Raw genomic sequence first — 25,442 nt, 5'->3', positions numbered from 1 at the left:
CATTTAAAAATTATGAAAAAAAATAAAATATTTCAAATTATTATAATAATTATTATTTTTTGTTTAAAAAATCAATATTTATCTGCTAGTGAAATTTTTTTGAAAAAAAACCCTGAAATATTTTTATATGGAAAAATCTATAGCGATCATAATCTTTTTAAAAAAGAAAACAATAAACAAAAAATTTTTATAACATACGGAATTTTATATAAATTAAAATTTAATGAAACTATATCTAGTTTTTGGAAAATAGAACATACACCATTTAAAAATAAATATTCTGATAATTTATTTTTTGAAAATAACATATCTTCAAATGTATTTAGTACAAATTTTCAGGAAAATACTATCGAATACGGGAAAAGTCGAACTGTACTAAATGATGTATCTGACTATATAAAAAATATACCATCATTCGATAAATATTTTACGTTCAAAAACGTTATATTAGGATCTTATCCTGCAAAAATATTGACATATCGTAACAAAAATTTATATAATTTTTTTCCAGGATTAACATTTTCTTTACAACGTATATTTTCCTGGAATAGTAATTTTATAAAAGTTCAAGACAATATTAAAAATATTAATAACAATTCTTATGGAGCATCGATTTTATATCGATTTCAAAATAGCGATTTAAATTTTGTAAGCTCGTATTTAAAAAACTATGCGACTTACACACTAATAAATAATGTAAAAAAATATCATAGTCAATTTTTTTCTTTAGGTATGAAATACGAAAAAGCTCCAGTTTATTTAGCTATTTTATATGGTAAAAAATGGCATCTTAATTTTGATAATAAAATAAATAAAATTTTTTTAATACACGAAAAAGTATTATCTAATAGTGAAAGTTTCGAATTCATATCGAGTTACAATATAAATTCTAAGATTTATCCATTTTGGGGATATTTAAATTCTAAAATAAATTCAATTGACAATAATATTTTAAATAAAATTCAAGAAAAAAATATTGTTATGGGAACGTCAATATTTATTAATGAAAATATCGAAATATTAGTACACTATCTTTTAAAATATAATCAAATAAATACTAGTAATATTCAAAAAAATAATGATTTTGGATTAAAAATGAGTTATAAATTTTAATTTACATTAATTTTTATGTTATCTTATGCATTGATTAAATGTATAAAAATATAAAATTTATTTAATTAAAATAAACTTTTAATTTTAGATAAAAAATATAAATTTAAAATTTTTTTTATATAATTAAATTTAATTTTTTATTTTAAATAAAATACAAAATAATCTTATTTATGTTAATATTTATAAAATTTTAATTTAAAATTTTATATGAACATGAAGTTTTCAAAAATGCACAGTATAGGTAATGATTTTATTTTAATAGATGCTATTAATCAAAAAGTAAATTTATCAAAAAACAGAATAGTTCAATTGTCTAATCGATATTCCGGAATTGGATTTGATCAATTAATTATAGTGATGCAATCTTATGATGAAAAAATAGATTTCTATATTCGTATTTTTAACTCAGATGCTTCTGAAGCCGTGCAATGTATTAATGGAATACGTTGCGTTTTTAAATTTTTACATTTAAAAAATTTCACACAAAAAAATAAAATTTGTATCGGAACACATTATAATAAGTCACATGCATCATTAATAAATCAAAAATTAATTTGTGTACGTATAAATTCGCCGAAATTTAAAAAAATTAACGCGAATATTCTGAAAAATTATCATATCAGTATGTACCAAAAATATTTTGGTTTTTTGAAAAAAAAAATTGTATATCATATTGTTTACGTAGAAAATTTACACTGTGTAATATTTGTCAAAAATTTTGAGCTATATATAATAAAAAAAATTGCTCCAATATTAAGTAAATACATCTTATTTCCAAATGTAGTGAATGTTAGCTTTTCACGGATAATAAATTTTAACAATATTGAACTTAGAGTATATGAACGAGGCGTTGGCAGCACATATTGCTGCGGTAGTGCTGCTGCAGCTACAGTCGCAGTAGGAATTCATCTTAAAAAATTAAATCATATAGTGACAGTAAACTTTTTACGTGGAAATTTACAAGTATCTTGGAAAAACGATTTAAATTTAATTTCAATTATAGGTCCTGCAGAACATATTTATGAAGGATATATTTTTTAAATATAATATAAATAAATTTTTTTAAAAAATTTAATTTACGGATATATTAAATAAGCATATAATAAATTTAATAATTAAATTATTAAACTTATTTAAGTATGATATATTTTTATCGTTTAATTCAACCTTTTAAAGCGCTAACCTTTGATTTAGACGACACTTTGTACGATAATAGACCCGTTATTAAACGTGCTGAAAAAAAATTAATACATTTTTTAAATCAATCACATCCTAAACTATTAAAATTTACTCATAAAAATTATCAATTTTATCGAAAAAAGATTTTATTAAAATATCCAAAAATTTATTTTAATATTAACGATTGGAGACGACAATCAATACTGTTATCTATAAAAAGTTTTGGAGTACAATCTCAATTAGCAATAATAATTTCCCGTCAAGCTATGAGTTTAGTAAATTTTTGGAGAAACCAAATTAATATATCAACAGATACACATTATATATTAAAATCACTTAGCGCTAAATTGCCATTAATTGCGATTACAAATGGCGATATGAATATGAAAGAATGTAATATTAATCAATATTTTTTTGAAATTTTTAGATCTGGTGTAAATGGACCACCTAAGCCATATGTAAATATGTATGATTTAGCAGCAAAAAAATTAAATTTATTACCAAACGAAATTTTACATGTTGGAGATAGCTTAAACACAGATGTGCTTGGAGCAATAAATTATGGAATGCAGGCTTGCTGGTTAAATATATACAATAAAAGTTTGTTATCTTCTAAAGATGCAAGAGTACTGCCGCATTTCGAAATTTCAAATTTAATATATCTGAAAAATTTTGTATAAAAATTTTATTTTTAAAATTTTAAAAATTTTAATAATTAAGAAATTATGACATGAAAGTAAAAAAAACATTTCAATGATCTATATTTAAAATAAAAAATAACAATATTTCAAGTTCTTCGTCTGATGTCATCAAATACAATTTTAAATAAAAAATAAATTATGAATTGAATTTGTAAATTTATTCTAATTAATGTAAATTAAATTTATTTTTATAGAAAAATATTAATAGAAATAAATATATAATTTAAGTTTTTTATTTATTATCAAAAATAATTAAAATATTTTGCAAAAAAATAAATTTAATTTAATGTGAAAACTAAAATAGAACATTATTTTATATTAAAATATCAAGATGTAACTTAAGTTAAATTGATAATAATCAAAATATTTTTTGATTTTTAAAAAAATTAATTATAAATATTTATTAAAGAAAAAAATTTAAATGTTTTATTAAATATAAAATTTTTAATATATAATTTTTTTAAAAAAAATTATACATTATCAAAAAATAAAATAACAATTTTTTTTAAATGTACACAAAATTGATTCAAAAAAAATAAAAATTTTAAAAATTCATTTAATCTTATAAAAGATAAATTTTATTTTTTATTAAAAAATCATAGATTTTTTCAATATAAATAATTATATAAAAAAATTAATTATCATATATTTATAAAGATTTACTATCATGTATTAAACTTATAAAATCAATATTTTTAAGTTATATTTTAATATGAAAAATTAAAATTTAATTTTTTAATATTTAATTTACGAAAAATAAAATTAAATTAAAAAATGTATATCTATAAATTACTGCACAAATTTTGTGAAAAACAATTTTTAATAAAAATAAATATTTTTTTAGACAGATACAAAAAAAAATTTATCAATATTTTTTAACCAACTAAAAAATTCAAAATTTTAACTTTATTTATAGAATATTTTATTCTTTTATGTAAAAAAATTTAGCAAAAAAACTTATTTTTCATATATGATTGTTTTCATAATAGAAAATAATTTAAATTTATTTAAAAATATAAATTTTTATAAAAATTAAAATTTTTTTTTAGATTTTATAAATTAACATTATTAAATTATGAAAAATATTCTTGAAAAATTTTTAATTAAAAAACTAAAATCTATACATCTGCTGTATATTTAAATCAAAAAATATATAAAAATTCTTATCTCAATGAATTTCAATAATTCTTGATAAAAAATTTTATACAAAATAATTTAAATTTTATTAAAATCATTTGATAAAAAATTTTTAATCTTTAAAATAAATTTTAATGTAAATTAACATTTTTTTAAATCAACTTAAATATAATTTTTTTATTCTTAATAATGAAAAACTATGCTTAATGCATTTCAATTACATAAAAATCGTTTATTACGTTTGAATTTAAAACAAGTTTCTTTATTACAAGCAATATGGATTGACCTTGTTGAACCGACAGAAAAAGAAAGAAACCGCATTCAAATTGAACTAGGTCAAAATTTAGCAAAATATTTAGATTTAGAAGATATCGAAGCATCTGCTAGATTTTTTGAAGATAAAGAAGGACTACATATACATTCATTTTTCTTTTTTTCAGATGTCGAAGGACATGTAGGCAATTCCACTGTTGCTTTTACAATTAGAAACCATCGTTTATATACTTTAAGAGAGCGTGACCTTCCAGCTTTTCGCTTATATCGCATGCGTACTAGAAATCAAACATTAATTGATGGTAATGCATATGAAGTTTTACTAGATTTATTTGAAACAAAAATAGAACAATTAGCAGACGAAATAGAAAATATTTATAGTGATTTAGAAACTCTTAGTATGGTTATTATGCAAGATAATCAAAGAGATGAATATGACAATGCTCTTTCTACTTTAGCATCTTTAGAAGATGTAGGGTGGAAAGTGCGACTTTGTTTAATGGACACTCAAAGAGCGTTAAACTTTTTAGTAAAAAAAATACATTTACCCTCTAAACAATTAGAACAAGCCAAAGGAGTTTTGCATGATATCGATTCGTTATTGCCTCATAATGAATCCTTATTTCAAAAAGTTAATTTTTTAATGCAAGCTGCAATAAGTTTTATTAACATTGAACAAAATAGAATTATAAAAATATTTTCTGTAGTTTCAGTAGTATTTCTTCCACCTACATTAGTAGCTTCTAGTTATGGAATGAACTTCGAATTTATGCCAGAATTAAAATGGGCACTAGGATATCCTATTGCAATTTTAGAAATGATTTTAGCTGGATTAGCGCCTTATTTTTACTTCAGAAGTAAGAAATGGTTATAAAAAATTACTTACAATACGTAAAATAGATAAAAATTCATTTAAATGAATAGACGATTTACCTAATAAAATGCCGTCTACATCAGACTGTAATAATATTTTTAAAACATTGTTCGCATTTACTGAACCACCATATTGCAAAACAACATTTTTAGCAATACTGTCATCGTATTGAGATAAATAACTACGAATGCATAAATGTGCATTTTGTATATATTCTGGGGATGGTGTTTTTCCGGTACCTATAGCCCAAATTGGTTCATACGCGATAATTGTTCTTTTAAAGCTTTCAATCCCTAAAACGTCTAAAATAGGATTAATTTGTTTGATACAAATATTTCTTATTTCTTTGTTGGCATAATCTTTGTACAATTCTCCGATACATAATACTGGTATTAAATTATATTGTTTAAGAATCAAAAATTTTTTAGTAATTACTTTATAATCTTCATAGTGAAATTGTCTACGTTCAGCATGTCCTATAATGACATATTTTATCCCAAATTCTTGCAACATATAAGCCGAAATTTCTCCAGTAAAAGGTCCAGAAATATGCGCATCAACGTTTTGTGCGGCTAAATAAATATTTTTATTATCGTAAATATATTTTTGTGCTTCGCTTAAATATATTATTGGAGGAGCAATAGCAATTTTTAATTTTTTTAAAAAATTTCTCTCTTTGTTTAATCTAATTAATGTTTGTTTTATTAACAAAAGATTCCCGTTTAATTTCCAGTTTGCCAATATAAATGGAATTTTTTTCATATTAATCATTAGCCTTTTTACATTGTATATCGATAATGAATATGCAAAATTTTATATTATTTCCAATATAATTCACTAGTGATATGACCTGGAGATTTTTGATAATTTTTTATCATAGAATATTTTTTATTTAAACATTCATAAGTATCACGAACCATATTTGGATTTCCACATAACATTACGTGACTATTTTGTGAATTGATTTCCACATTAAGAGAGTCTTCTAATTTTCCATTAATAATTAATTCTGGTATTCGACCATATAATGTATTAAAAACTTTTTCACGACTAATTATTTTTTGAAAAAAAAGTTTTTGCTTATAGATTTCTTTTAATTGCATTATTTTTTTTAAATAACTGAGATCTTGATAAAATCTTACTGCATGTACTAAAATTATATTTTCAAATCTTTTTAAATTTTTTCCATATTGCAATATAGATAAATATGGTCCAATCGCAGTACCCGTAGCAATCATCCACAAATTTTTACATGAAGGCACTGTTTCAAGTGTAAATGATCCAGATGCATATTTTGTAATTAAAATATTTTCTCCTGGTTTTAGTGCTCTTAAAAGAGGACTAAACTTACCTGATTTCGCTTCAACTAAATAAAATTCTAAATTTTTATTATTTGGAGCATTTACATATGAATATGCGCGTTGTATCGACATATTTTTTGAATTTTTTAATTTTAATTTTGCAAATTGACCGGCGATAAATGGAGAAATCGGTGCATTTAAAACAATACTAAATAATTTTTCAGTCCAATTTTTTATTTTAATTACATTTCCAGAAATCCATTCCGTCATTTTTATTACTCTAATTTAATTTTAAGTTGTTTTATTATATCCTGAACTAAAAAAATTATAAACTTGAATATATGAAGTTTTAAATTTGTTTGATTTTATATTGAACAAGTTTTGTATAATTTTTAATTTATTTAAATTCTAGTATGTGAGAAATTAGTAGTAATAAAAAAAATCAGTTATTATATTTAGATAATATAATTTATTGTCTTTTTTATAAAATATGATCAAAAAATTACATAATTCATATGTACTAATTTTGTTAATATTCTTAATTTCTGTTGGACAAATGTCGCAAACTATTTATGTACCTAGTATTGCAAAAATTGCCTATGATTTAGGAGAAATACAAGAAAAAATTCAAGGATTAATGGCCGGATATCTTTTATGCTACGGAACTTCGCAGCTTATATACGGACCTCTTTCAGATCGAATTGGAAGAAAACCAGTAATTTTAATAGGCATGTCTATTTTTATATTTGCTACTACTTTAATTTTATTTACTAATTCTTTATGGTATATGATTTTATTGTGTGGCATACAAGGTCTTGGCACCGGAGTAGGAGGCGTAATGGCACGTACTTTGCCGCGTGATGTTTTTTTAAATCATGAAGATTTAAAAAAAGCTAATGGATTTCTTAATATGGGAATTCTTATTAGTCCTTTATTAGCACCAGTATTAGGAGGAATTATATCAAATGTATTTGGATGGCGAATGTGTTTTTTATTTTTATTATTAATTAGTATAATCATTAGTATATTAATATTATATATTTTGCCTGAAACTAGACCAAAAAATGTTGTAAATGAAAATATTGGATTTAAATTTTTACTATCTAAAAAAGAATTTAATTATTACTTAGTTATTTTAACGAGTAGTTTATCTGGAATTGTAGCATTTGAATCTAATAGTGGGATATTTTTAAGTAATATGGGATTTAACACCATAGAAATTAGTATGTTATTTATTTTACCTGTACCTAGTATATTTTTAGGATCCTTTTATATTGGATATAGTAAACGGTCTTTTAAAACACTGATGTGGCAAGCTGTAATATGTTGTTTTGTATCTGGAATACTTATGTGGATTCCCGGATGGTTGGGTATAATAAAAATTTGGACCGTTTTAATACCTGCAAGTTTATTTTTTTTTGGCGCAGGAATGTTATTTCCACTTGCTACTACAGGAGCCATGGCACCATATAAGTATATGGCTGGAACGGCTGGAGCATTGTTAGGAGGTGTACAAAATATTGGATCTAGTCTGATAGCATTTATATCTTCTTTTTTTTCTAAAAACGGACAATTTATGCTTGGAATAATTACGTGTATTATAGGGATAATAATTTTATCTTGCTGGATTCGTTTATCTCGAATAAAAAATTAAAATTAATTTTTTATATTGCATTAAAATAACCAATTTTATTATAATATAAATCGGCTTAGATCTTCATCTGCGACTAATTTGTCTAAATGACTACTTACGTATTGAGCATCAATACTAATTTTTTTTCCATTCCATTCGCTTGCATTATATGATATTTCTTCCATAAGACGCTCTAAAATCGTATGAAGCCTTCTCGCTCCAATATTTTCTGTAGCATCATTTACCTGACACGCAGCTTCTGCTATTTTTTTAATACCTTCTTTTGTAAAGAATACGGTCACGCCTTCTGTAGCCATAAGAGCGCTGTATTGTCTTGTAAGAGAAGCATTAGGTTCAGTTAAAATTCTTTCAAAATCTTCAATAGTTAACGCGGATAATTCTACACGAATAGGTAATCTGCCTTGCAATTCTGGAATTAAATCAGAAGGATTAGCAACTTGAAAAGCGCCTGATGCAATAAATAAAATATGATCTGTTTTTACCATTCCATGTTTAGTTGATACAGTGCAACCTTCTACTAAAGGTAATAAGTCTCTTTGTACGCCTTCTCTTGATACATCTGGGCCCGATATTTCGCCCCTTTTGCAAATTTTATCAATTTCATCTATAAATACAATGCCGTTTTGTTCAACAGCTTCTATTGCTTTTTCTTTGATTTCTTCAATATTAATAAGTTTTGCAGATTCTTCTTCAATCAGTAATTTTATTGCTTCTTTAATTTTTATTTTTCTTGTTTTTTGTTTTTGACCTGCTAGATGTTTAAACATTGATTGTAATTGACTCGTCATTTCTTCCATTCCTGGAGGAGCCATAATTTCAACGCCAATCGGAGTTGCAGCGAGATTAATTTCTATTTCTTTATCGTCTAGTTCTTTAGATTTTAATTTTTTTCTAAAATTCTGACGTGTTTTTGAAGGCTCAGTATTTATGTCAACTTTCCCCCAATTATTTTTAGCTGGAGGAATGAGCACGTCTAAAACGCGTTCTTCTGCTAGTTCTTCTGCTCTACATCTATTTTTTTCTATAGATTGCAGTCGAATCATTTTTACTGCAGCATCAGTTAAATCTCTAATAATAGAATCTACTTCTTTGCCGACATAACCAACTTCTGTAAATTTTGTTGCTTCAACCTTAATAAAAGGTGCTTTTGCAAGCTTTGCTAAACGACGAGCAATTTCTGTCTTTCCTACTCCAGTAGGTCCAATCATTAAAATATTTTTTGGAGTAACTTCGTATCTCAATGAGTCTTCAAGTCGCATGCGACGCCAGCGATTGCGTAATGCTATCGCTACGGCTCTTTTTGCATCATTTTGACCGATAATATATCCGTCAAGTTCTTTAACAATATTTTTTGGAGTCATATTAGACATATTTAAATAGCCTTATTTTCGGGAGTGAGTTCTTCAAAAGAAAAAAAGTGATTGCTATATATACAAATATCACCAGAAATTTTTAATGCTTTTTTTACTATATCGAGCGCACATAGATGTGTATTTTCTAGTAAAGCGCGTGCTGCAGATTGTGCATATGGTCCCCCTGATCCAATTGCAATGACATCGCTTTCTGGTTGTATAACGTCTCCGTGTCCAGTAATTATAAGAGAGATATGTTGATCAGCTACTGCTAATAAAGCTTCTAATCTTTTTAACATGCGATCTGTACGCCAATCTTTAGCTAATTCTACAGCTGATTTTAAAAAATGTCCTTGATGTATTTGTAGTTTTTTCTCAAACAATTCAAATAAAGTAAAAGCATCAGCTGTACCTCCAGCAAAACCTGCAATAACTGTTTCATTATATAATCTACGAACTTTTTTTACATTATTTTTCATAATAGTGTTGCCTATTGTTGCTTGTCCGTCACCTCCAATTACTACGTGATTATTGCGGCGTACACTGACGATTGTCGTCATAATATAAATTCCTTAAATATTTTTAAAAAAATATAAAAATCTAGTGTTTAAAAGCATATTGTAGTGTAAATATTTAAATTTTCAAAAACTTTAGGAAGATATTTTAACAATATTCAACATGATTATAGTATTTTTTTGTAATATGCTTGATATTGTTAATTTTATTAAAAATCTTGTGCATTGTCTAATTTAATTTAAAAAAGTTTTATCTTTTATTTAAGATTTACTAAATTGTGAGTAATATAATATTTAACATTTGTTTTACAAAAAAAATTTTATTTATATAAATTCAAATTTACTTGTTTATAAGTTTTACTATACCGAACATATTTTGCACAAAATTAATCAAACTTATGTTTTTGTTTTAAAAAAAATTAAAAGATGCAAATTTTCTAATTCTTTAATATAATACCAACGGATTTTTGGTTTTGGAGGCAATTTTTTGACATTATTTTTAATAAACGAAATTTCTTTATTTTTTTCGTTATTGTGATGCATGTTAGATAAAGTAAAACAAATAATAACAAAAAAAGAAATAAAAAAAGCTAATATAGTTACGATTAATGGTGATTGAAAAAAAGTTAAATTTGTATGTTTTCTTTTTTTTTGTCTTTTTTTGATAAATTTTTGACAATATATATAATCTTTATTTACCACAGTATTATAAAATTTAGTTTTGTTAATTGTTTATTATAAATTGAATTTTATTTTGAAAACTATACATAAACAGTGTAATTTATAATTGTTTAAAGAAATTATTTTTATTTGATATTAGAACAATTTTAAATTTTTTATTGAAATATAAATTTCAAGCATATTAAAACCATATTTTTTAATCATTAAATAAAAATTAAAATTTTTTATTCTATATTAAAAATAATTTTTTTTAAATACATTAATCAATGTTAATTTTTAAAATTTTTTAAATCTACTGTTTTTATTATAATAGTAGTAAGTATTATATTTTTTAAAATTTATATATATTAATGATAAATATATTTACATAAAATTATCGAGAAAAAATTATTATATGAAAGTTAATTTTAAATACAGTATTATTGTATCATATTAAATTTATAATACAAAACTTATTTTTTTATGAATTATAATAAAATATAAATTAAATTTTGTAGTATATATTTGATTTATGAAATATAAAATTTAAAAAATAAGCTATTAACTAAATATAAATTCAGTAAAATAATTTTAAATTTATATTTTATTTAAAATAAAAGTAAATATATTATTTAAAATAAATAAAATTAAAATTTAATTATAAAATTTTTAATTTAAATACTTTAAATTTATTACTTATAAAGTTTTATTTGCATATATTTAAAATATTTTGTATATTTGTAATATTCATCTAATAATTATTAGAAATACTTCTAAAACAAATAAAAAACAAATATTTAATATGAAAAAAAATATTCATCCACAATGTTTAAAAATTTATGCAACATGTACATGCGGGAACTCATTTGAAATAATATCTACTTTAAAAAAAAGTATACACCTAGATGTATGCAGTAAATGTCATCCATTTTACACCGGAACACAGCGTATTTTAAATACAAGAGGAAGAGTAAATAAGTTTCATACAAGATTTAACAAAATTATTTCTACAAAATAGCGTATATTTTCAGATTTTTCAAAATCAATCTATGCATATAAATTTTTTTACTAAAGATTATTTGATGAAAATAAAATTTTAACACAAATTATTTCTTTAAATGTTATTTTTAAAAGATAAAGCGTATCTTTTTAAAAGATTAGAATACATACTATTAATCTACGAAATATTAAAAATTCATTTTAATTTTGAAAAAATATTTAAAATTATTAAATATGAAATATGCATTAGAGTTAAAAAAATTAAAAAAAATATACAACAAAAAATTTTGCGCTATCGAATCAATTGATTTAACAGTAAAAGTCGGGGATTTTTATGCTTTACTAGGTCCTAATGGTGCCGGAAAATCTACAATTATAGGAATAATAAGTAGTTTAATAAAAAAAAGTTCAGGTATAGTAAAAATCTTTGGAGAAGATATAGATCAAAATCCATTTTCTTATAAAAGAAAGATTGGACTTGTACCTCAAGAATTTAATTTTAGTCCATTTGAAACTATTAAACAAATTATTGTTAATCAAGCAGGGTATTATGGTATTAAAAAAAATATTGCAATTATACGTGCAAAAAAATACTTAAGTCAATTAGATTTATGGGATTATAGAAACAAACCAGCACGGACGTTATCTGGAGGGATGAAACGTCGATTAATGATTGCACGCGCTCTAATACACGAACCAAAATTGTTAATTCTTGATGAACCAACAGCAGGAGTAGATATAGAAATTAGAAGATTAATCTGGAGTTTGTTAATAAATTTTAATAAAAATGGAAAAACTATAATATTAACTACGCATTATTTTGAAGAAGCAGAAATACTATGTCGTCATATTGGAATAATGAGATTAGGAATATTAATAGAAAATACTTCAATTAAAAACTTATTGTCAAAAATACAATCTGAAAAATTTATATTAGACGTTTCATCTAATATATCAAATATAAAATTGAATAGATATTCTTTTAAAATTTTGAACAATTTTCTACTAGAAGTCGAAGTAAAAAAAAATCAAGGATTAAATGATCTTTTTTTACAATTAAATTCAAAAAATATTCAAGTTATAAGTATGCGAAATAAAAGTAATCGATTAGAAGAATTATTTTTACATTTAGTATCAAATTAAGTATTTATGGAAAAAATATGAAACAATCATACTTAATTGCATTAAAAAGCATTTTATATAAAGAAATAACACGATTTACCAGAATTTGGGGCCAAACTTTGGTGCCTCCAGTAATTACAATAATATTGTATTTTATTATTTTTGGAAATTTAATTGGTTCTAAAATCGGGAAAATAGAAGGATTTTCCTATATGGAATTTATTGTACCTGGAATGATTATGATGTCTGTAATAACCAATGCATATAATAATGTTGCATCTTCTTTTTTTAGTGCAAAATTTCAAAAAAATATTGAAGAACTTCTTGTTGCTCCAGTTCCAGCATATATTATTATTATCGGATATATAGGAGGCGGAGTAATTCGAGCAATTTTTGTAGGATCATTAGTCAGTATAGTATCATTATTTTTTTTATCTATACACATTCAGCAATGGACTATTACCATTTTGGTGCTAATATTAACCGCTGTTCTTTTTTCTCTTGCTGGATTGCTTAATGGAATATTTGCTAAAAATTTTGACGATATTAGCATGATACCAACTTTTATTTTAACACCTCTCACATACTTAGGCGGAGTATTTTACTCATTAAAACTACTTCCTATTTTTTGGCAAAATATTTCCCGCTTTAATCCTATTGTATACATGGTAAATGGATTTAGATACGGTTTTTTAGGTATTACAGATATATCTATTGCATTATCATTTGTAATTATGATTTGCATGATTTTTATTTTATATATATCAGTTTGGTATTGTATAAAAATTAGTTGGAACCTAAAAAATTAATTTTTAAATATTTATAGTTTATTAAAATAAAGCAAAATTAATTTTATCTTATGTCATATCATGATCCGATTGTTAATTTAACGCACAATCTTATAAAATGCCGATCTTTAACTCCAAACGAAGCTGGATGTAACAAAATTATTATTAACTACCTACTTAATATAGGTTTTAAAATTGAAATTATGCAATTTGGAACCACCCAAAACATTTGGGCTTATCGAGGTTCAGGATATACTTTATTGTTCTTAGGCCATACTGATGTGGTACATGTCGGAAATTTAAAATATTGGAAATATCCTCCATTCGAACCAACTCTGAATAATGGATTTTTATATGGTAGAGGCGCTTCAGATATGAAAGGCGCATTATCTGCAATGTTAGTTGCTACAAAAAAATTTTTTAGTGTTCATAAAAATTTTAATCAAGGAAGATTAGCATTTTTAATTTCTTCTGATGAAGAAGGATCCGGTCAAAATGGAACTAAAAAAGTTGTTGAAATTTTAATGCAAAGAAAAGAAAAAATTGATTGCTGTTTAATTGGAGAACCAACAGGAGAAAGATCAGTCGGAGATATCATTAAAAATGGTAGAAGAGGATCATTAGATATATATATTACTATTTACGGAAAACAAGAACATATCGCATATGCAAATTTTAGAAAAAATCCAATTTATTTAATCAATTTGATAATATCCCGATTAACACAAATATCTTGGGATAACAATAAATGTAATTTACCAAAAACTAGTATGCAATTTTTGAAAATCTTAAGTGATTTTAAATCATCTAACAATGTTACTCCAAGTCAAGTTTTATTAAAATTAAATTTTCGATTTAATCTACAATCGAATAAAGTTATTATTCAAAAGAAAATCGAAGATATATTAAAAATATTTAATTGTACTTATAAAATAAAATGCAATGTAAATAGTAATCCTTTTATAACAAAAAAAGGATCATTATTTCAAATAGTTAAAAACTCAGTTAAAAAATATCAAAATATTATTCCATCTATAAAAAATTCGGGTGGTACTTCAGATGGAAGATTTATTTATAAAATTAGCAAACAAATTATAGAATTAGGTTTATTGAATAATACAATTCATCAAGAAAACGAATGCGTAAAAATTCGAGATTTACAAATTTTATGTTGTATATATCAAGAAATTTTATCAAAAATATATTTCGATCAAAATTAAAAAATTGCTTTAGATATATTCCAGTTTATTGGTTTTTTCCCTAAATGTACAAGAATATTATTTATTTTGCAGAAATGCTTACATCCAATAAATCCAGAATGAGCAGATAACGGAGACGGATGAGAAGCAGTCAAAATAATATGCTTATCAGGATTAATTAAAAAACTTTTTTTTTTGCATATTTTCCCCATAAAACAAATATTATTTGTTTACAAAATTGATTAATATCTTTAATAATTTTATTTGTAAATAATTCCCATCCAATTTCAGAATGTGATGAAGGTCTTCCTTCTTCTACTGTAAGAATTGAATTTAATAATAATACTCCTTGTAATGCCCAATTTTTTAGGCAACCATACTTATTAGGTATGGTAAAAGATGGTATATTATTTTTTATCTCTATAAAAATATTTTTTAAAGAAGGAGGAATCTTAGATCCAATTTGTACAGAAAAACATAAACCATCCGCTTGTTTAAAACCGTGATATGGATCTTGTCCTAAAATAACTACTTTCAGAGAATGTATTGGTGTCAATTTTAATGCTTTAAATATATTTTTTCTTTCAGGATATATTTTAATTCCTGATTCACTTCTCATATGAATATATTTAAAAATATCGCAAAAGTATCTTTTGTTTTTCTCTTTTTTTAGTAAATTTTCCCATGTTAAAATTGTTGAGTTCATATTAAATTTCACAGTAACGTGTTAATTTTAAAAAAATTTTATTTTAAATTGTTTGCATCTATATTTTTGATAAAAAATATTGTTTTTATTAATTTTTTTTAAAGATTAATTTAAATTAGGTATAATATTATTAATATGATTAACAGCAAATCTTATTTCTTCTTCAGAATTAAATCTTCCTAATGAAATACGAATTGAATTACTAGATAGCAAACGACTAACGCCCATTGATTGTAATACGTGAGATTCATGAAAATCTCCTGATGTACAAGCTGATCCTGTAGAAATCGCCAGATCTTTCAATGAAGATAAAATTAATCTGCTGTCAATTCCTGGAAACGATATATTTAATATATGCGGCACATTATTTTCTTGATCTCCATTAAATATAATTTTATTTTTTTCTTGTATTCCATTAATTAAAATCTTTCGAAGTTTTTCAATTTTTTTATTTTCTTCATGCATTTTTTTTTGTATTAAACGACACGCTTCTCCCATGCCGACAATTTGATGTACAGGTAATGTTCCTGGTCTGAAGCTATTTTCTTGACCTCCTCCATGCATTTGTGCTTTTAAATATATAGGAGGTCTTCTGCGTATAAATAATACTCCAATTCCTTTAGGTCCATAAATTTTATGAGCATTAAACGACATTAAATCTACTGGGATTTTACGAAGATCTATTGCTATTTTACCGATGCTTTGAGTAGCATCGACGTGGAATAATATTCCTGAAGAACGGCAGATTTTTCCAAATAATTCTATATCTTGAATAATTCCAGTTTCATTGTTGACATGCATAAGAGACACTAAAACAGTATTTTTACGCAGTTCTTTTTTAAGTTGTTGAGGTAAAATAATTCCGTTTTTTTGAGGTTTTAATAAACTCAGCTCTATCCCTTTTGACTGTAACGCATAGCAAGTATCTAAAACTGAATAGTGTTCTGTTTTTCCAGAAATGATATGTATTTTTTTTTCTTTATTTAGACAAGCAATTCCTTTAATTGCTAGATTATTAGATTCTGTTGCACCGGAAGTAAAAATAATTTCTCGTGTGTCTGCACAAATTAAATTTGCTATACTTCTTCTTGATTTTTCCACAGCATTTTCTGCTTGCCATCCGTAAATATGTGATTTTGAAGCTGGATTACCAAAGATTCCGCTATATTTCAAGTAGCATAACATTTTTTTGTATACACTTGTATCTACAGGAGTAGTAGATGCATAATCTAGATATATTGGAAGTTTCACTTTTTTATTCCTATACAAGTCAATACAAACTTAAATTTTAATAATTAATTTTGATTATTACCATTAATAAGATTTTATTTAAAGTTAAAATAATTTATAATATACCGTATTATTTTAAAAATATAATTATTTTATGTAAATTATTAAATATTATTTAATATAACATATAAACAAAAAAATATTTGTAACATATAAATAATATTTAAAAATTAAGTTAAATTTAAATATTAAAAATATAAAAATAATATTTTTTTATTCAAAATTTAGTTATTTTAATGCATTAAATATTTTTTTGTATAAAGAGATTTGTATTATGCATCCAATACTTAACATTGCTATTTATGCAGTAAGAGAAGCAGGAAAGTTAATTAATAAAAACTATGGAATGTTATTTTCTATTAATAATATAGAACATAATAAAAATTTATTAAACGTCAGTCATACTTCGGCACTTTTAATTAAAAATATTATTAATAAATTTTATCCAAAACATATATTTTTTAATATTTATCAAAATGATAAGCCACGTTTTTTTTCTAAAATAAAATGGATCGTTGATCCATTAAATGGCTTCGAAAATTTTATTAACAATTTACCACATTTTTCTATTTCAATTGCGGTGCAAGTAAATTTAAAAACAGAAATTGCAGTGATATATGACCCAATTAGAAATGAATTATTCAGTGCAATTCGAGGAAAAGGGGCACAATTAAACGGATATCGAGTTAGAATTAAAAAACATAAAAATTTAGCATATTCAATTTTATCAAGTACATCAGATTTTATAAAAAATAAGCACGATTGCAATTTTATAAAACAGTTATTTTTAAAATATCAAAGTTTTCGTTGCACAGGATCTATAGCATTAGACTTGGCATATGTTGCAGCAGGTCGTTTTTCAGCGTTTTTTAATATGAAGTCAAAAATCAAAAAAATATTTGTTGGTGGAGAGTTGTTAATACGTGAATCTGGAGGAATAGTAACTGATTTTATTGGAGGTCACGATTATTTAGTTTCTGGAAATATTTTGGCTGGAAATCCATATATTGTAAAAGAAATACTATTAGACATTAAAAATAATTTAAATTTAAAAAATTAATTACATTAACATTTTTTTTGATTCCCTATTGCTATTTATGTATAATGAAAAAAATAAAAAAAATAAGTTAATTTAATACAAATAAATTTTTATCTTTATAAGATATAATTATCAACTACAATTTATAAAAAATATATTGCTACTTCATTTTAAATAAAAATGAATCATTTATTTTATTAAAAAAATGATTTTGTGAAAAAAAATAATACAAAAAAATTAATATCAAATTTTAGCTACGATTTTATTTTAAATTATATCTGGACAGGATGGATTGTGGCATTGATTGCATACTTAAATAATAACATATTACTATGTACGTTCACATCTGCTCTCGTGATATCTCTTTTTATATTTTATTATTTTAAAATTCGTAATAATAAAAAATCTTCAATATACAAAAAATACGATCAAGATAAGAATATATATATCCCAAAAATAATTGAAGAAAAAAATAATGTTACATATCAGTATTCAAAAATTCATGATACTGTATTATCTAAAAACACTATTTTTATTGGGAACGTTCAAATAAAAGGAAATATTCATATTTCAGGAAAAATACACGGAAATATACAAGCTAAAGAAAATACCGTCTATGTTTTACAAACAGGAAAAATTAAAGGAAATATAATTGCAAAAAATATTATTATTGACGGTTTAGTAAAGGGAATATGTACAGCATCTACAGTAGAAATATTAAAATGCGGTAAATTGTTTGGTACTAGCCAATGTCATACAATTATGATTAAACGTGGAGGCAAGTTTGTTGGTATAGCAAAAGAAGTCAGTAAAAACAATAAAAATTATTATTCAAGTCATAACTTGCTTATTTTAAATCCAAATAAAAAAAATATTTAAAACTCCAAATTTATTAATACTTTGCTTTTTTTTCCAGGCACTTCTTTAACAAATTTAGGTACAAGATAACCGGAAGAAATTTCTAAAAGTTTTATCATAATCTTTTTTGCTTTACATTCTGATACATGAAAATGTGCCGCTCCTAATACATTATCTAACATGTGCAAATAATAAGGAATTATACCGATTTTAAATAATGCTTGATGTAATTTAAATAATGTTAATGCATTATCATTAACTTTGCGTAACAGTACACTTTGATTCAATAATATTACTTTGCTGTGATGTAAAAATTTAATTTTTTTTTTAAATTTTTCACTAATTTCATGATGATGATTAATATGTGTGACTAAAACAGTATTTAACGAACAAGATATTAATCTTTCGCATAAAAATTGAGTTATTCTATTAGGTAATAAAGTAAGCATTCTGGTATGAATACGCAGTGTAGTTAGATGCGAAATATTTTCTAAATTAGTAATAATTTTATCTAATGACTTATCTTTCTCCATTAATGGATCTCCTCCAGATAAAATAATTTCATTTATATTTTTATTTTTTTTAATATATTGATAAATAATATCCCATCGTGATTGATTTAAAGCATGTTTAGAATAAGGAAAATGTCGTCGAAAACAATATCTGCAATTTATTACGCAATATCCTGTTAATAAAATTAACAAACGATTTTTATATTTTTTTATAAATCCATAATTGTCATGTTGATTGTTTTGTTCTTGAAGAGGATCTTTAACAAATTTTGGAAATTTGATAATTTCTTCATATCTAGTAAATACTTGTAAAAATAGAGGATCTTTTTCATTTCCTTTTTCCATTAAATCAGCAAAAAATTTAGGAACTCGAAATGAAAATAGTTTGCTTGCTTGAATTCCATCTAGTAAATGTTGTTTATGATCTAATCCAAGATATTTTAATAAATCTAAAGGATCTGTGATAGAATCAGAAAGTTCTTTTAACCAAAGATTATTAAAAATTAATTTTTTTTTATTTAGCACAATATTAATTTTTTTCACCTGTATATAAAATATATGACGCATTATTATAACGTAAATCAATTACGTTCGGGATTAAAAATTTTATTAAATCATGAACCATATTTGGTACTAAATAATCAATTTGTAAAACCCGGCAAAGGTCAACCGTTTAATCGTATAAGATTAAAAAAAATAACTTCAGGAAAAATTGTTGACAAAATATTTAAATCAAACGAAAATTGTATTTCCGCTAACATTCATGAAGTTATTGCAAAAACTATTTATCAAAATACTAATCACTGGTATTTTATGAAAAAAAAGAATTTTGAACAATTTTATGTCAAAAAAACTATACTAGGTGAAAATAATAGATGGATCATAGAACAAATCGAATGTACAGTTACATTTTGGAATCAAAATCCAATTTGTATTAATTTACCTAGATTTATAAATATCAAAGTTCTAGACACGCGTAATCAATCAAAAAAAGATACTTCACAATCTAGTAATAAATCAATTATTTTAATTACTGGTGCAGTTATAAAAGCTCCATTATTTGTACAAAAAGATGATATTATTAAAATAGATACACGTACTGGAGAATATGTTTCTAGAAAAAATAAAAAATAAATTTTTATAAAATTCAGTTATTTAAAAAATAAATATAATAAATAAGTTTTTACTTGAAATTTATTTTCATATAAAAATTATATTATATTATTTGCAGTAACTAATTTAAGTTGTCAAAATTTTTTTTAACTAATTTCAAATTTAAAATGAAAAAAAAAAAAATACCATCAAACTTTATTTATAAAATTATTAATAAAGATCTTTGTACCAAAAAATGCATAAAAATTCGTACAAGATTTCCACCTGAACCTAATGGATATTTACATTTAGGTCATGCAAAATCAATTTGTTTAAATTTTCAAATAGCAAAAAATTTTCAAGGAACATGCAATTTACGCTTTGATGATACTAATCCAAAAACACAACATAAAAAATATATAGAAGCAATTAAAAATGATATAAAATGGTTAAGGTTTCAATGGTACGGAACAGTGCGTTATGCATCGGATTATTTTGATAAAATATATTATTTTGCGATAGAATTAATCAAGAAAAATTTGGCATATGTAGAAGAACTTTCTTCAGATGAAATTCGTAAATATCGTGGATCATTGACTAAAATCGGTCAAAATAGTCCCTATAGAGATAGAAGCATACAAGAAAATTTATATTTATTTGAAAAAATGCGTAATGGAAATTTTACTGAAGGTTCTGCGTGTCTACGTGCTAAAATTGACATGAAATCTCCTTTTATAATTATGAGAGATCCTATTTTGTATAGAATTAGATTTAGAAGTCATCACCATACAAAAAATAAATGGTGCATTTATCCTACGTATGACTTTAGTCATTGTATTTCAGATGCAATTGAAGAAATTACACATTCTTTATGCACTTTAGAATTTCAAGATAATAGACAATTATATAACTGGATATTAAAAAACGTTTCAATACAGTTTTTGCCAAAACAATATGAATTTTCTCGAATAAATTTAGAGTATACTGTAATGTCTAAAAGAAAATTAAAAATTTTAGTAAAAAATAATATTGTAGATGGATGGGATGATCCCAGAATGCCAACTATTTCTGGATTAAGAAGACGAGGTTATACGCCATCATCTATTCGCGCATTTTGCAATCTAATTGGAATTACTAAACAAAATAACATAATTGATATATCATTGTTAGAATCTTGTATCAAAAAAGAACTAAATGTAACTGCAATCAGATTTATGGCAGTCATAAATCCCGTTTTGTTAATACTAGAAAATCTTGCAGATACATATGAAAAAGTTATAGAAGTTTTTAATCATCCTAACAACCATAATATGGGAAAAAGAAAAATTTTTTTGCATAAAAAAATATATATTGATCGATCAGATTTTTCTGAAAAACAAAATATTTTATACAAGCGTTTGTCTTTAGGAAAAAAAGTAAAACTGAGACATTCTTATGTGATAATTGCAAATCGTATTGAAAAAAATGAAACAGGAGAAATTAAAACTATATTTTGTACGTGTTATAAAAAGTATGATAAAAATTCAGAATTGAAAGATTCTAATAAAATAGGAGTTATTCATTGGGTTTCGGCTAAAAATAATATCCCTGCTGAATTTAGGTTTTATCAAAATTTGTTTACTCATGTCAATCCGGATAATATAAAAGATTTTCTATCTTTTTTAAATCCTAATTCTTTAAAAATTTATCATGGCGTGATAGAAAATAGCATAACAAAAAATCATATTAAATATCCAATTCAATTTGAACGTATAGGGTATTTTTTTGCTGATCAGTATAATAATAATAAAAATTTAATATTTAATTTAATAACACATTTATCTAAAAAATGGAAAATAGTTTAGAGTTTACATTTCTATTGTTGAATACGTGTTTTTATTTCTTGCACAATGTATTTTGGTAATAACAAATCTACATTACCCCCGTAATGTATGATTTCTTTTATCATACTAGACGATACATGTGACCAACAATCGTCTGATATCATAAAAATACTTTCTATTTCTGGATAAAGATATTTGTTAATTTTTAACATTTTTAATTCGTATTCGAAATCAAATATATTACGTAATCCTCGAATTATAACATTGAATTTTTTTTTTTTTGCAAAGTTCATAGTTAATGTACTAATGCTTATTACTTGAACATTTGACAAGTGTTGCGTTGCTTTTTTTACATGCAAAACGCGTTCTTTTAAATTGAACAATTGTTTTTTTTTAAAATTGTTTGCAACTAATATTAAAATATAATCGAATATTTTAATGGCACGATTAATTAAATTAATATGCCCATTAGTAATAGGATCGAATGTTCCTGGTAATATAGCTTTTTTTAAGTTCACAAGTATTACCTAGTTGTATTGAATTTATATGTATTACATTTTTTAAAAAAATATTACGCAAATATTTTACAAAATTTAATTTTTAGTTATTTCTTAAAAATGGTTGAATTAAATGGAATAAGTTATTTGATGCTCCTCGATATTTATAACATGTTTTGAAGGCTCGTAATCCGTATGCAAGACGTAAATCTTTATTAAATAGTAAAATTTTCATCCATACAATAAGTTCATCATAATTATTTGCCATAATTAATGCGTTGCTTTGCTTTAATTTTGTATTAATATCATAAAAATTTCTGACAAATGGACCTGTAATTATAGGTACTTTATTTATTGCTGCTTCTATCGGATTATGCCCTCCATAATTTAAAAGACTACCTCCAATAAATGCTATATCTGAAATTTTATAAAAATGTACTAATTTTCCTATTTCGTTATACAAAATTACATTTGTAGAAGGAGTAATATTGTTTCTATTTTTGTAAGTAATAAAATTCAATTTAAATTTTTTAATTATTCGAGATACTTTTTTAAATCTTTCAGGATGCCTAGGAGCAAGAATTAATATTAAGTTTGGAAATTTTTTTAATAAATTTTTGTGTAATTTTAATACAATTTTTTCTTCTCCCGGATGCGTACTAGCGGCAATCCATACGCAACAATTCTGTCGTATAAAATTTATATATGTTTTTTTTCGTAAATTAAAAGTATAATTTATATCAAATTTAATATTACCAATTATTTTTAGATTTTTTTTATTTATACCCAAATCTAAAAATCTTCTGCCGTCTTCATAACTATGAGAAGCAATAATATTGATATAATTTAAAATATTTGTAATAAAAATTTTAATTTTTTTATACTTTTTAAAAGATCTTTCAGACAATCTTGCATTAGCTAATACAATCGGAATATTTTTTAAATATAATGCTTTAATTAAATTTGGCCATATTTCTCTTTCTACAAGAATTACTAATTTCGGATTTATGTGTTTGAAAAATCTTTTTATTACGCTTAATAAATCATATGGTAAATATGCATAATATACCGAGTTTAATAGTTGTTTTTTTGCTTGATTCAAACCAGTCAAAGTAGTAGTAGTTAGTAAGATTGGTACATTTATATGTTTCTTTTTTATTATTTTTATTAATGGTATAATTGAATTTACTTCACCTAAAGATACGCAATGTATTAAAATGCATTTTTCAAAAATAGAAAATTTTAAAAATCCATAACGTTCTTTCCAATTTTTAAAGTAATTACTATCTATTAATCCACGAATTAGCAGTCTTAATAGTAAGATGGGTTGTAAAAAATATGTTATAGTATTATATATTGCGTATAATATTTTATTAATCATATATAATGTGCTTATTTTATAAAATATGAATACAAATTTTATGTATAAAAAATTTTTATTATTATATAATGAAATTACATAAATCTCATTATTTTAATGAATTATTTTTTATAATAAAAATATTGCATATCATATATATATTTTATAAAATTTAATTTTATAAAAATCATACGTTTTAAATCATTATATGATTACTATTAAAACAGCTTTATGCAAAAATTCTACACGCGTCATGCTATTAGGATCTGGAGAACTAGGCAAAGAAATTGCTATCGAATGTCAAAGAATGGGCATGGAAGTAATTGCTGTTGATCGCTATTCTAACGCCCCAGCAATGCACGTTGCACATCGTCAACATATAATCGATATGTTGAATGCAAAAGAATTAGAACGTTGTATTACCATTGAACAACCAAATTTTATTGTTCCAGAAATTGAATCAATTGACACAAATACATTGGTGAAATTAGAAAAAAATGGATATCGAGTGGTACCTTCTGCATATGCTGTACATACCACTATGAACCGAAAATTAATTCGGCATCTAACATCTAAAATATTAAGAATTCCTACTTCTAAATATCAATTTGCTTCTAATTACCAAGAAGCAAAAAAAAACGTAAAAAATTTAGGATTTCCATGTATTATTAAACCAATAATGAGTTCTTCGGGTAAAGGTCAAAGTTTTATTAATCATGAAAATGAAATTGATGTCGCATGGGAGAAATCTCAAAAATATGGCAGAGTCCAGAAACAAGAAGTAATAATCGAAAAATATATACCCTTTGATTTTGAATTTACGTTACTTGCAGTAAGTTCTGTCGATGGCATTCATTTTTGCCTGCCTATTGGGCATTTTCAAGAAAATGGAGATTATAAATCATCTTGGCAGCCTCAAAAAATGAGCGTTGATGTTTTGAAAAAAGCAAAGAAAATTTCCAAAAAAATAATTTCTCAATTAGGAGGACACGGAGTTTTTGGAGTAGAGTTTTTCGTATATAAGGAAAAAATAATCTTCAGTGAAATTTCACCTAGGCCTCATGATACAGGAATGGTAACATTAATTTCTCAAGATTTGTCTGAATTTGCTTTACATGTTCGTGCTTTTCTTGGTATTCCAATAAATAAAATTAATCATTACGGCCCATCTTCTTCTGCGGTTTTATTCGGTAAAAATTTATATGGAAACTCGATTAGTTTTAGCAATTTGGAAATAATAAAAAAAAATCAACAAATTCGTATATTTTCCAAACCAAAAATATATGGCTTTCGTAGGTTAGGTGTGTTATTAGATCGTTCTAAAACAGTTCAAGAATCTATTTTAAACTCTCAAAATACTGCTAATAAAATTTTTATTCAAACTTAATTATATCTTAT

General features: G+C 23.8%; 23 protein-coding genes and 1 pseudogene. 14 read left to right on the top strand and 10 right to left on the bottom strand.

What is annotated here, in order from left to right; all coding sequences use genetic code 11:
- The first annotated feature begins 12 nt into the window (after nt 1-12).
- The 4 genes from WIGMOR_RS02565 (at nt 13) to corA (ending at nt 5,277) form a co-directional block, all read left to right on the top strand.
- Entirely contained in the window at nt 13-1,113 is a 1,101-nt protein-coding gene (locus tag WIGMOR_RS02565) for a porin (RefSeq protein ID WP_014354269.1), read from the top strand.
- Nucleotides 1,114-1,320: 207 nt separating this feature from the next.
- The gene (dapF, locus tag WIGMOR_RS02560; protein ID WP_081469470.1) at nt 1,321-2,154 is read left to right on the top strand and encodes a diaminopimelate epimerase; all 834 of its coding nucleotides are present in this window, start codon (nt 1,321-1,323) and stop codon (nt 2,152-2,154) included.
- A gap of 98 nt (nt 2,155-2,252) precedes the next feature.
- A complete protein-coding gene (gene yigB / locus WIGMOR_RS02555) occupies nt 2,253-2,972 on the top strand; it encodes a 5-amino-6-(5-phospho-D-ribitylamino)uracil phosphatase YigB (RefSeq protein WP_014354267.1) in 720 nt (239 codons plus the stop codon).
- Nucleotides 2,973-4,329: 1,357 nt separating this feature from the next.
- Complete coding sequence (gene corA / locus WIGMOR_RS02550) at nt 4,330-5,277, top strand: magnesium/cobalt transporter CorA (protein WP_014354266.1); 948 nt, start codon at nt 4,330-4,332, stop codon at nt 5,275-5,277.
- Here the strand turns inward: corA and tpiA are convergent.
- Both tpiA and WIGMOR_RS02540 read right to left on the bottom strand, forming a co-directional pair.
- Nucleotides 5,272-6,039, bottom strand: coding sequence for a triose-phosphate isomerase (gene tpiA / locus WIGMOR_RS02545; protein ID WP_014354265.1), 768 nt, complete (start codon nt 6,037-6,039; stop codon nt 5,272-5,274). The two genes, corA and tpiA, sit on opposite strands and share 6 nt — an antisense overlap.
- A 56-nt stretch (nt 6,040-6,095) precedes the next feature.
- Nucleotides 6,096-6,848, bottom strand: coding sequence for an FAD-binding oxidoreductase (locus WIGMOR_RS02540; RefSeq protein WP_014354264.1), 753 nt, complete (start codon nt 6,846-6,848; stop codon nt 6,096-6,098).
- Nucleotides 6,849-7,068: 220 nt separating this feature from the next.
- Here WIGMOR_RS02540 and emrD point away from each other — a divergent pair, with 220 nt between their 5' ends.
- The gene (gene emrD, locus WIGMOR_RS02535; RefSeq protein WP_014354263.1) at nt 7,069-8,232 is read left to right on the top strand and encodes a multidrug efflux MFS transporter EmrD; all 1,164 of its coding nucleotides are present in this window, start codon (nt 7,069-7,071) and stop codon (nt 8,230-8,232) included.
- Nucleotides 8,233-8,270: 38 nt separating this feature from the next.
- On the opposite strand, the gene hslU is transcribed toward emrD, so the two are convergent.
- The 3 genes from hslU to WIGMOR_RS02520 all read right to left on the bottom strand — a co-directional run bounded on the left by hslU (nt 8,271) and on the right by WIGMOR_RS02520 (nt 10,801).
- Nucleotides 8,271-9,602 carry an HslU--HslV peptidase ATPase subunit gene (hslU, locus tag WIGMOR_RS02530; protein ID WP_014354262.1) on the bottom strand — a complete coding sequence of 444 codons (1,332 nt, stop codon included), beginning with the start codon at nt 9,600-9,602 and terminating at the stop codon, nt 8,271-8,273.
- A 2-nt stretch (nt 9,603-9,604) separates the two neighbouring features.
- Nucleotides 9,605-10,144, bottom strand: a complete 540-nt coding sequence (gene hslV, locus WIGMOR_RS02525) for an ATP-dependent protease subunit HslV (RefSeq protein WP_014354261.1) — start codon at nt 10,142-10,144, stop codon at nt 9,605-9,607.
- Nucleotides 10,145-10,495: 351 nt separating this feature from the next.
- Entirely contained in the window at nt 10,496-10,801 is a 306-nt protein-coding gene (locus WIGMOR_RS02520; RefSeq protein ID WP_041944125.1) for a hypothetical protein, read from the bottom strand.
- Nucleotides 10,802-11,561: 760 nt separating this feature from the next.
- Between WIGMOR_RS02520 and rpmE the strand changes: the two genes are divergently transcribed.
- The 4 genes from rpmE (at nt 11,562) to dapE (ending at nt 14,888) form a co-directional block, all read left to right on the top strand.
- A complete protein-coding gene (gene rpmE, locus WIGMOR_RS02515; RefSeq protein WP_014354260.1) occupies nt 11,562-11,777 on the top strand; it encodes a 50S ribosomal protein L31 in 216 nt (71 codons plus the stop codon).
- Nucleotides 11,778-11,992: 215 nt separating this feature from the next.
- Nucleotides 11,993-12,901 carry an ABC transporter ATP-binding protein gene (locus tag WIGMOR_RS02505; protein WP_014354259.1) on the top strand — a complete coding sequence of 303 codons (909 nt, stop codon included), beginning with the start codon at nt 11,993-11,995 and terminating at the stop codon, nt 12,899-12,901.
- 17 nt (nt 12,902-12,918) lie between these two features.
- The gene (locus tag WIGMOR_RS02500; protein ID WP_014354258.1) at nt 12,919-13,689 is read left to right on the top strand and encodes an ABC transporter permease; all 771 of its coding nucleotides are present in this window, start codon (nt 12,919-12,921) and stop codon (nt 13,687-13,689) included.
- Between the two features lie 50 nt (nt 13,690-13,739).
- On the top strand, nt 13,740-14,888 hold the full coding sequence (gene dapE, locus WIGMOR_RS02495; protein ID WP_014354257.1) for a succinyl-diaminopimelate desuccinylase: 1,149 nt from the start codon (nt 13,740-13,742) through the stop codon (nt 14,886-14,888).
- On the opposite strand, the pseudogene ung reads toward dapE, so the two are convergent.
- Both ung and WIGMOR_RS02485 read right to left on the bottom strand, forming a co-directional pair.
- A pseudogene (gene ung, locus WIGMOR_RS02490) lies at nt 14,885-15,573 on the bottom strand (uracil-DNA glycosylase). The gene dapE and the pseudogene ung sit on opposite strands and share 4 nt — an antisense overlap.
- Before the next feature lie 105 nt (nt 15,574-15,678).
- Nucleotides 15,679-16,824, bottom strand: a complete 1,146-nt coding sequence (locus WIGMOR_RS02485) for an aminotransferase class V-fold PLP-dependent enzyme (protein ID WP_014354256.1) — start codon at nt 16,822-16,824, stop codon at nt 15,679-15,681.
- A 313-nt stretch (nt 16,825-17,137) separates the two neighbouring features.
- Here WIGMOR_RS02485 and WIGMOR_RS02480 point away from each other — a divergent pair, with 313 nt between their 5' ends.
- Both WIGMOR_RS02480 and WIGMOR_RS03465 read left to right on the top strand, forming a co-directional pair.
- Complete coding sequence (locus WIGMOR_RS02480; RefSeq protein WP_014354255.1) at nt 17,138-17,923, top strand: inositol monophosphatase family protein; 786 nt, start codon at nt 17,138-17,140, stop codon at nt 17,921-17,923.
- Between the two features lie 192 nt (nt 17,924-18,115).
- Nucleotides 18,116-18,781: a bactofilin family protein gene (locus WIGMOR_RS03465; protein ID WP_014354254.1), complete on the top strand. Its 666-nt coding sequence runs from the start codon at nt 18,116-18,118 to the stop codon at nt 18,779-18,781.
- Here the strand turns inward: WIGMOR_RS03465 and epmB are convergent.
- Nucleotides 18,778-19,839 (bottom strand): EF-P beta-lysylation protein EpmB, encoded by a 1,062-nt coding sequence (gene epmB, locus WIGMOR_RS02470; protein WP_184486933.1) that lies wholly within the window; start codon nt 19,837-19,839, stop codon nt 18,778-18,780. The genes WIGMOR_RS03465 and epmB overlap by 4 nt on opposite strands.
- Here epmB and efp point away from each other — a divergent pair.
- Nucleotides 19,831-20,406, top strand: coding sequence for an elongation factor P (efp, locus tag WIGMOR_RS02465; protein ID WP_014354252.1), 576 nt, complete (start codon nt 19,831-19,833; stop codon nt 20,404-20,406). The two genes, epmB and efp, sit on opposite strands and share 9 nt — an antisense overlap.
- A gap of 146 nt (nt 20,407-20,552) precedes the next feature.
- Nucleotides 20,553-22,208 (top strand): glutamine--tRNA ligase, encoded by a 1,656-nt coding sequence (gene glnS, locus WIGMOR_RS02460; RefSeq protein WP_041944123.1) that lies wholly within the window; start codon nt 20,553-20,555, stop codon nt 22,206-22,208.
- An 11-nt stretch (nt 22,209-22,219) separates the two neighbouring features.
- Here glnS and coaD read toward each other — a convergent pair whose 3' ends face one another.
- Nucleotides 22,220-22,705, bottom strand: a complete 486-nt coding sequence (gene coaD / locus WIGMOR_RS02455) for a pantetheine-phosphate adenylyltransferase (protein WP_014354250.1) — start codon at nt 22,703-22,705, stop codon at nt 22,220-22,222.
- 82 nt (nt 22,706-22,787) lie between these two features.
- Complete coding sequence (locus WIGMOR_RS02450; RefSeq protein ID WP_014354249.1) at nt 22,788-24,065, bottom strand: 3-deoxy-D-manno-octulosonic acid transferase; 1,278 nt, start codon at nt 24,063-24,065, stop codon at nt 22,788-22,790.
- A 187-nt stretch (nt 24,066-24,252) separates the two neighbouring features.
- On the opposite strand from WIGMOR_RS02450, the gene purT reads away from it, so the two are divergent.
- Nucleotides 24,253-25,431 carry a formate-dependent phosphoribosylglycinamide formyltransferase gene (purT, locus tag WIGMOR_RS02445; RefSeq protein ID WP_014354248.1) on the top strand — a complete coding sequence of 393 codons (1,179 nt, stop codon included), beginning with the start codon at nt 24,253-24,255 and terminating at the stop codon, nt 25,429-25,431.
- The last annotated feature ends 11 nt before the right edge of the window (nt 25,432-25,442 follow it).

The sequence above is a fragment of the Wigglesworthia glossinidia endosymbiont of Glossina morsitans morsitans (Yale colony) genome, from assembly GCF_000247565.1.
Classification (GTDB): domain Bacteria; phylum Pseudomonadota; class Gammaproteobacteria; order Enterobacterales; family Enterobacteriaceae; genus Wigglesworthia; species Wigglesworthia glossinidia_B.
The sequence above is the reverse complement of the archived record's forward strand: the minus strand, read 5'-3'. Positions and strand labels throughout refer to the sequence as shown.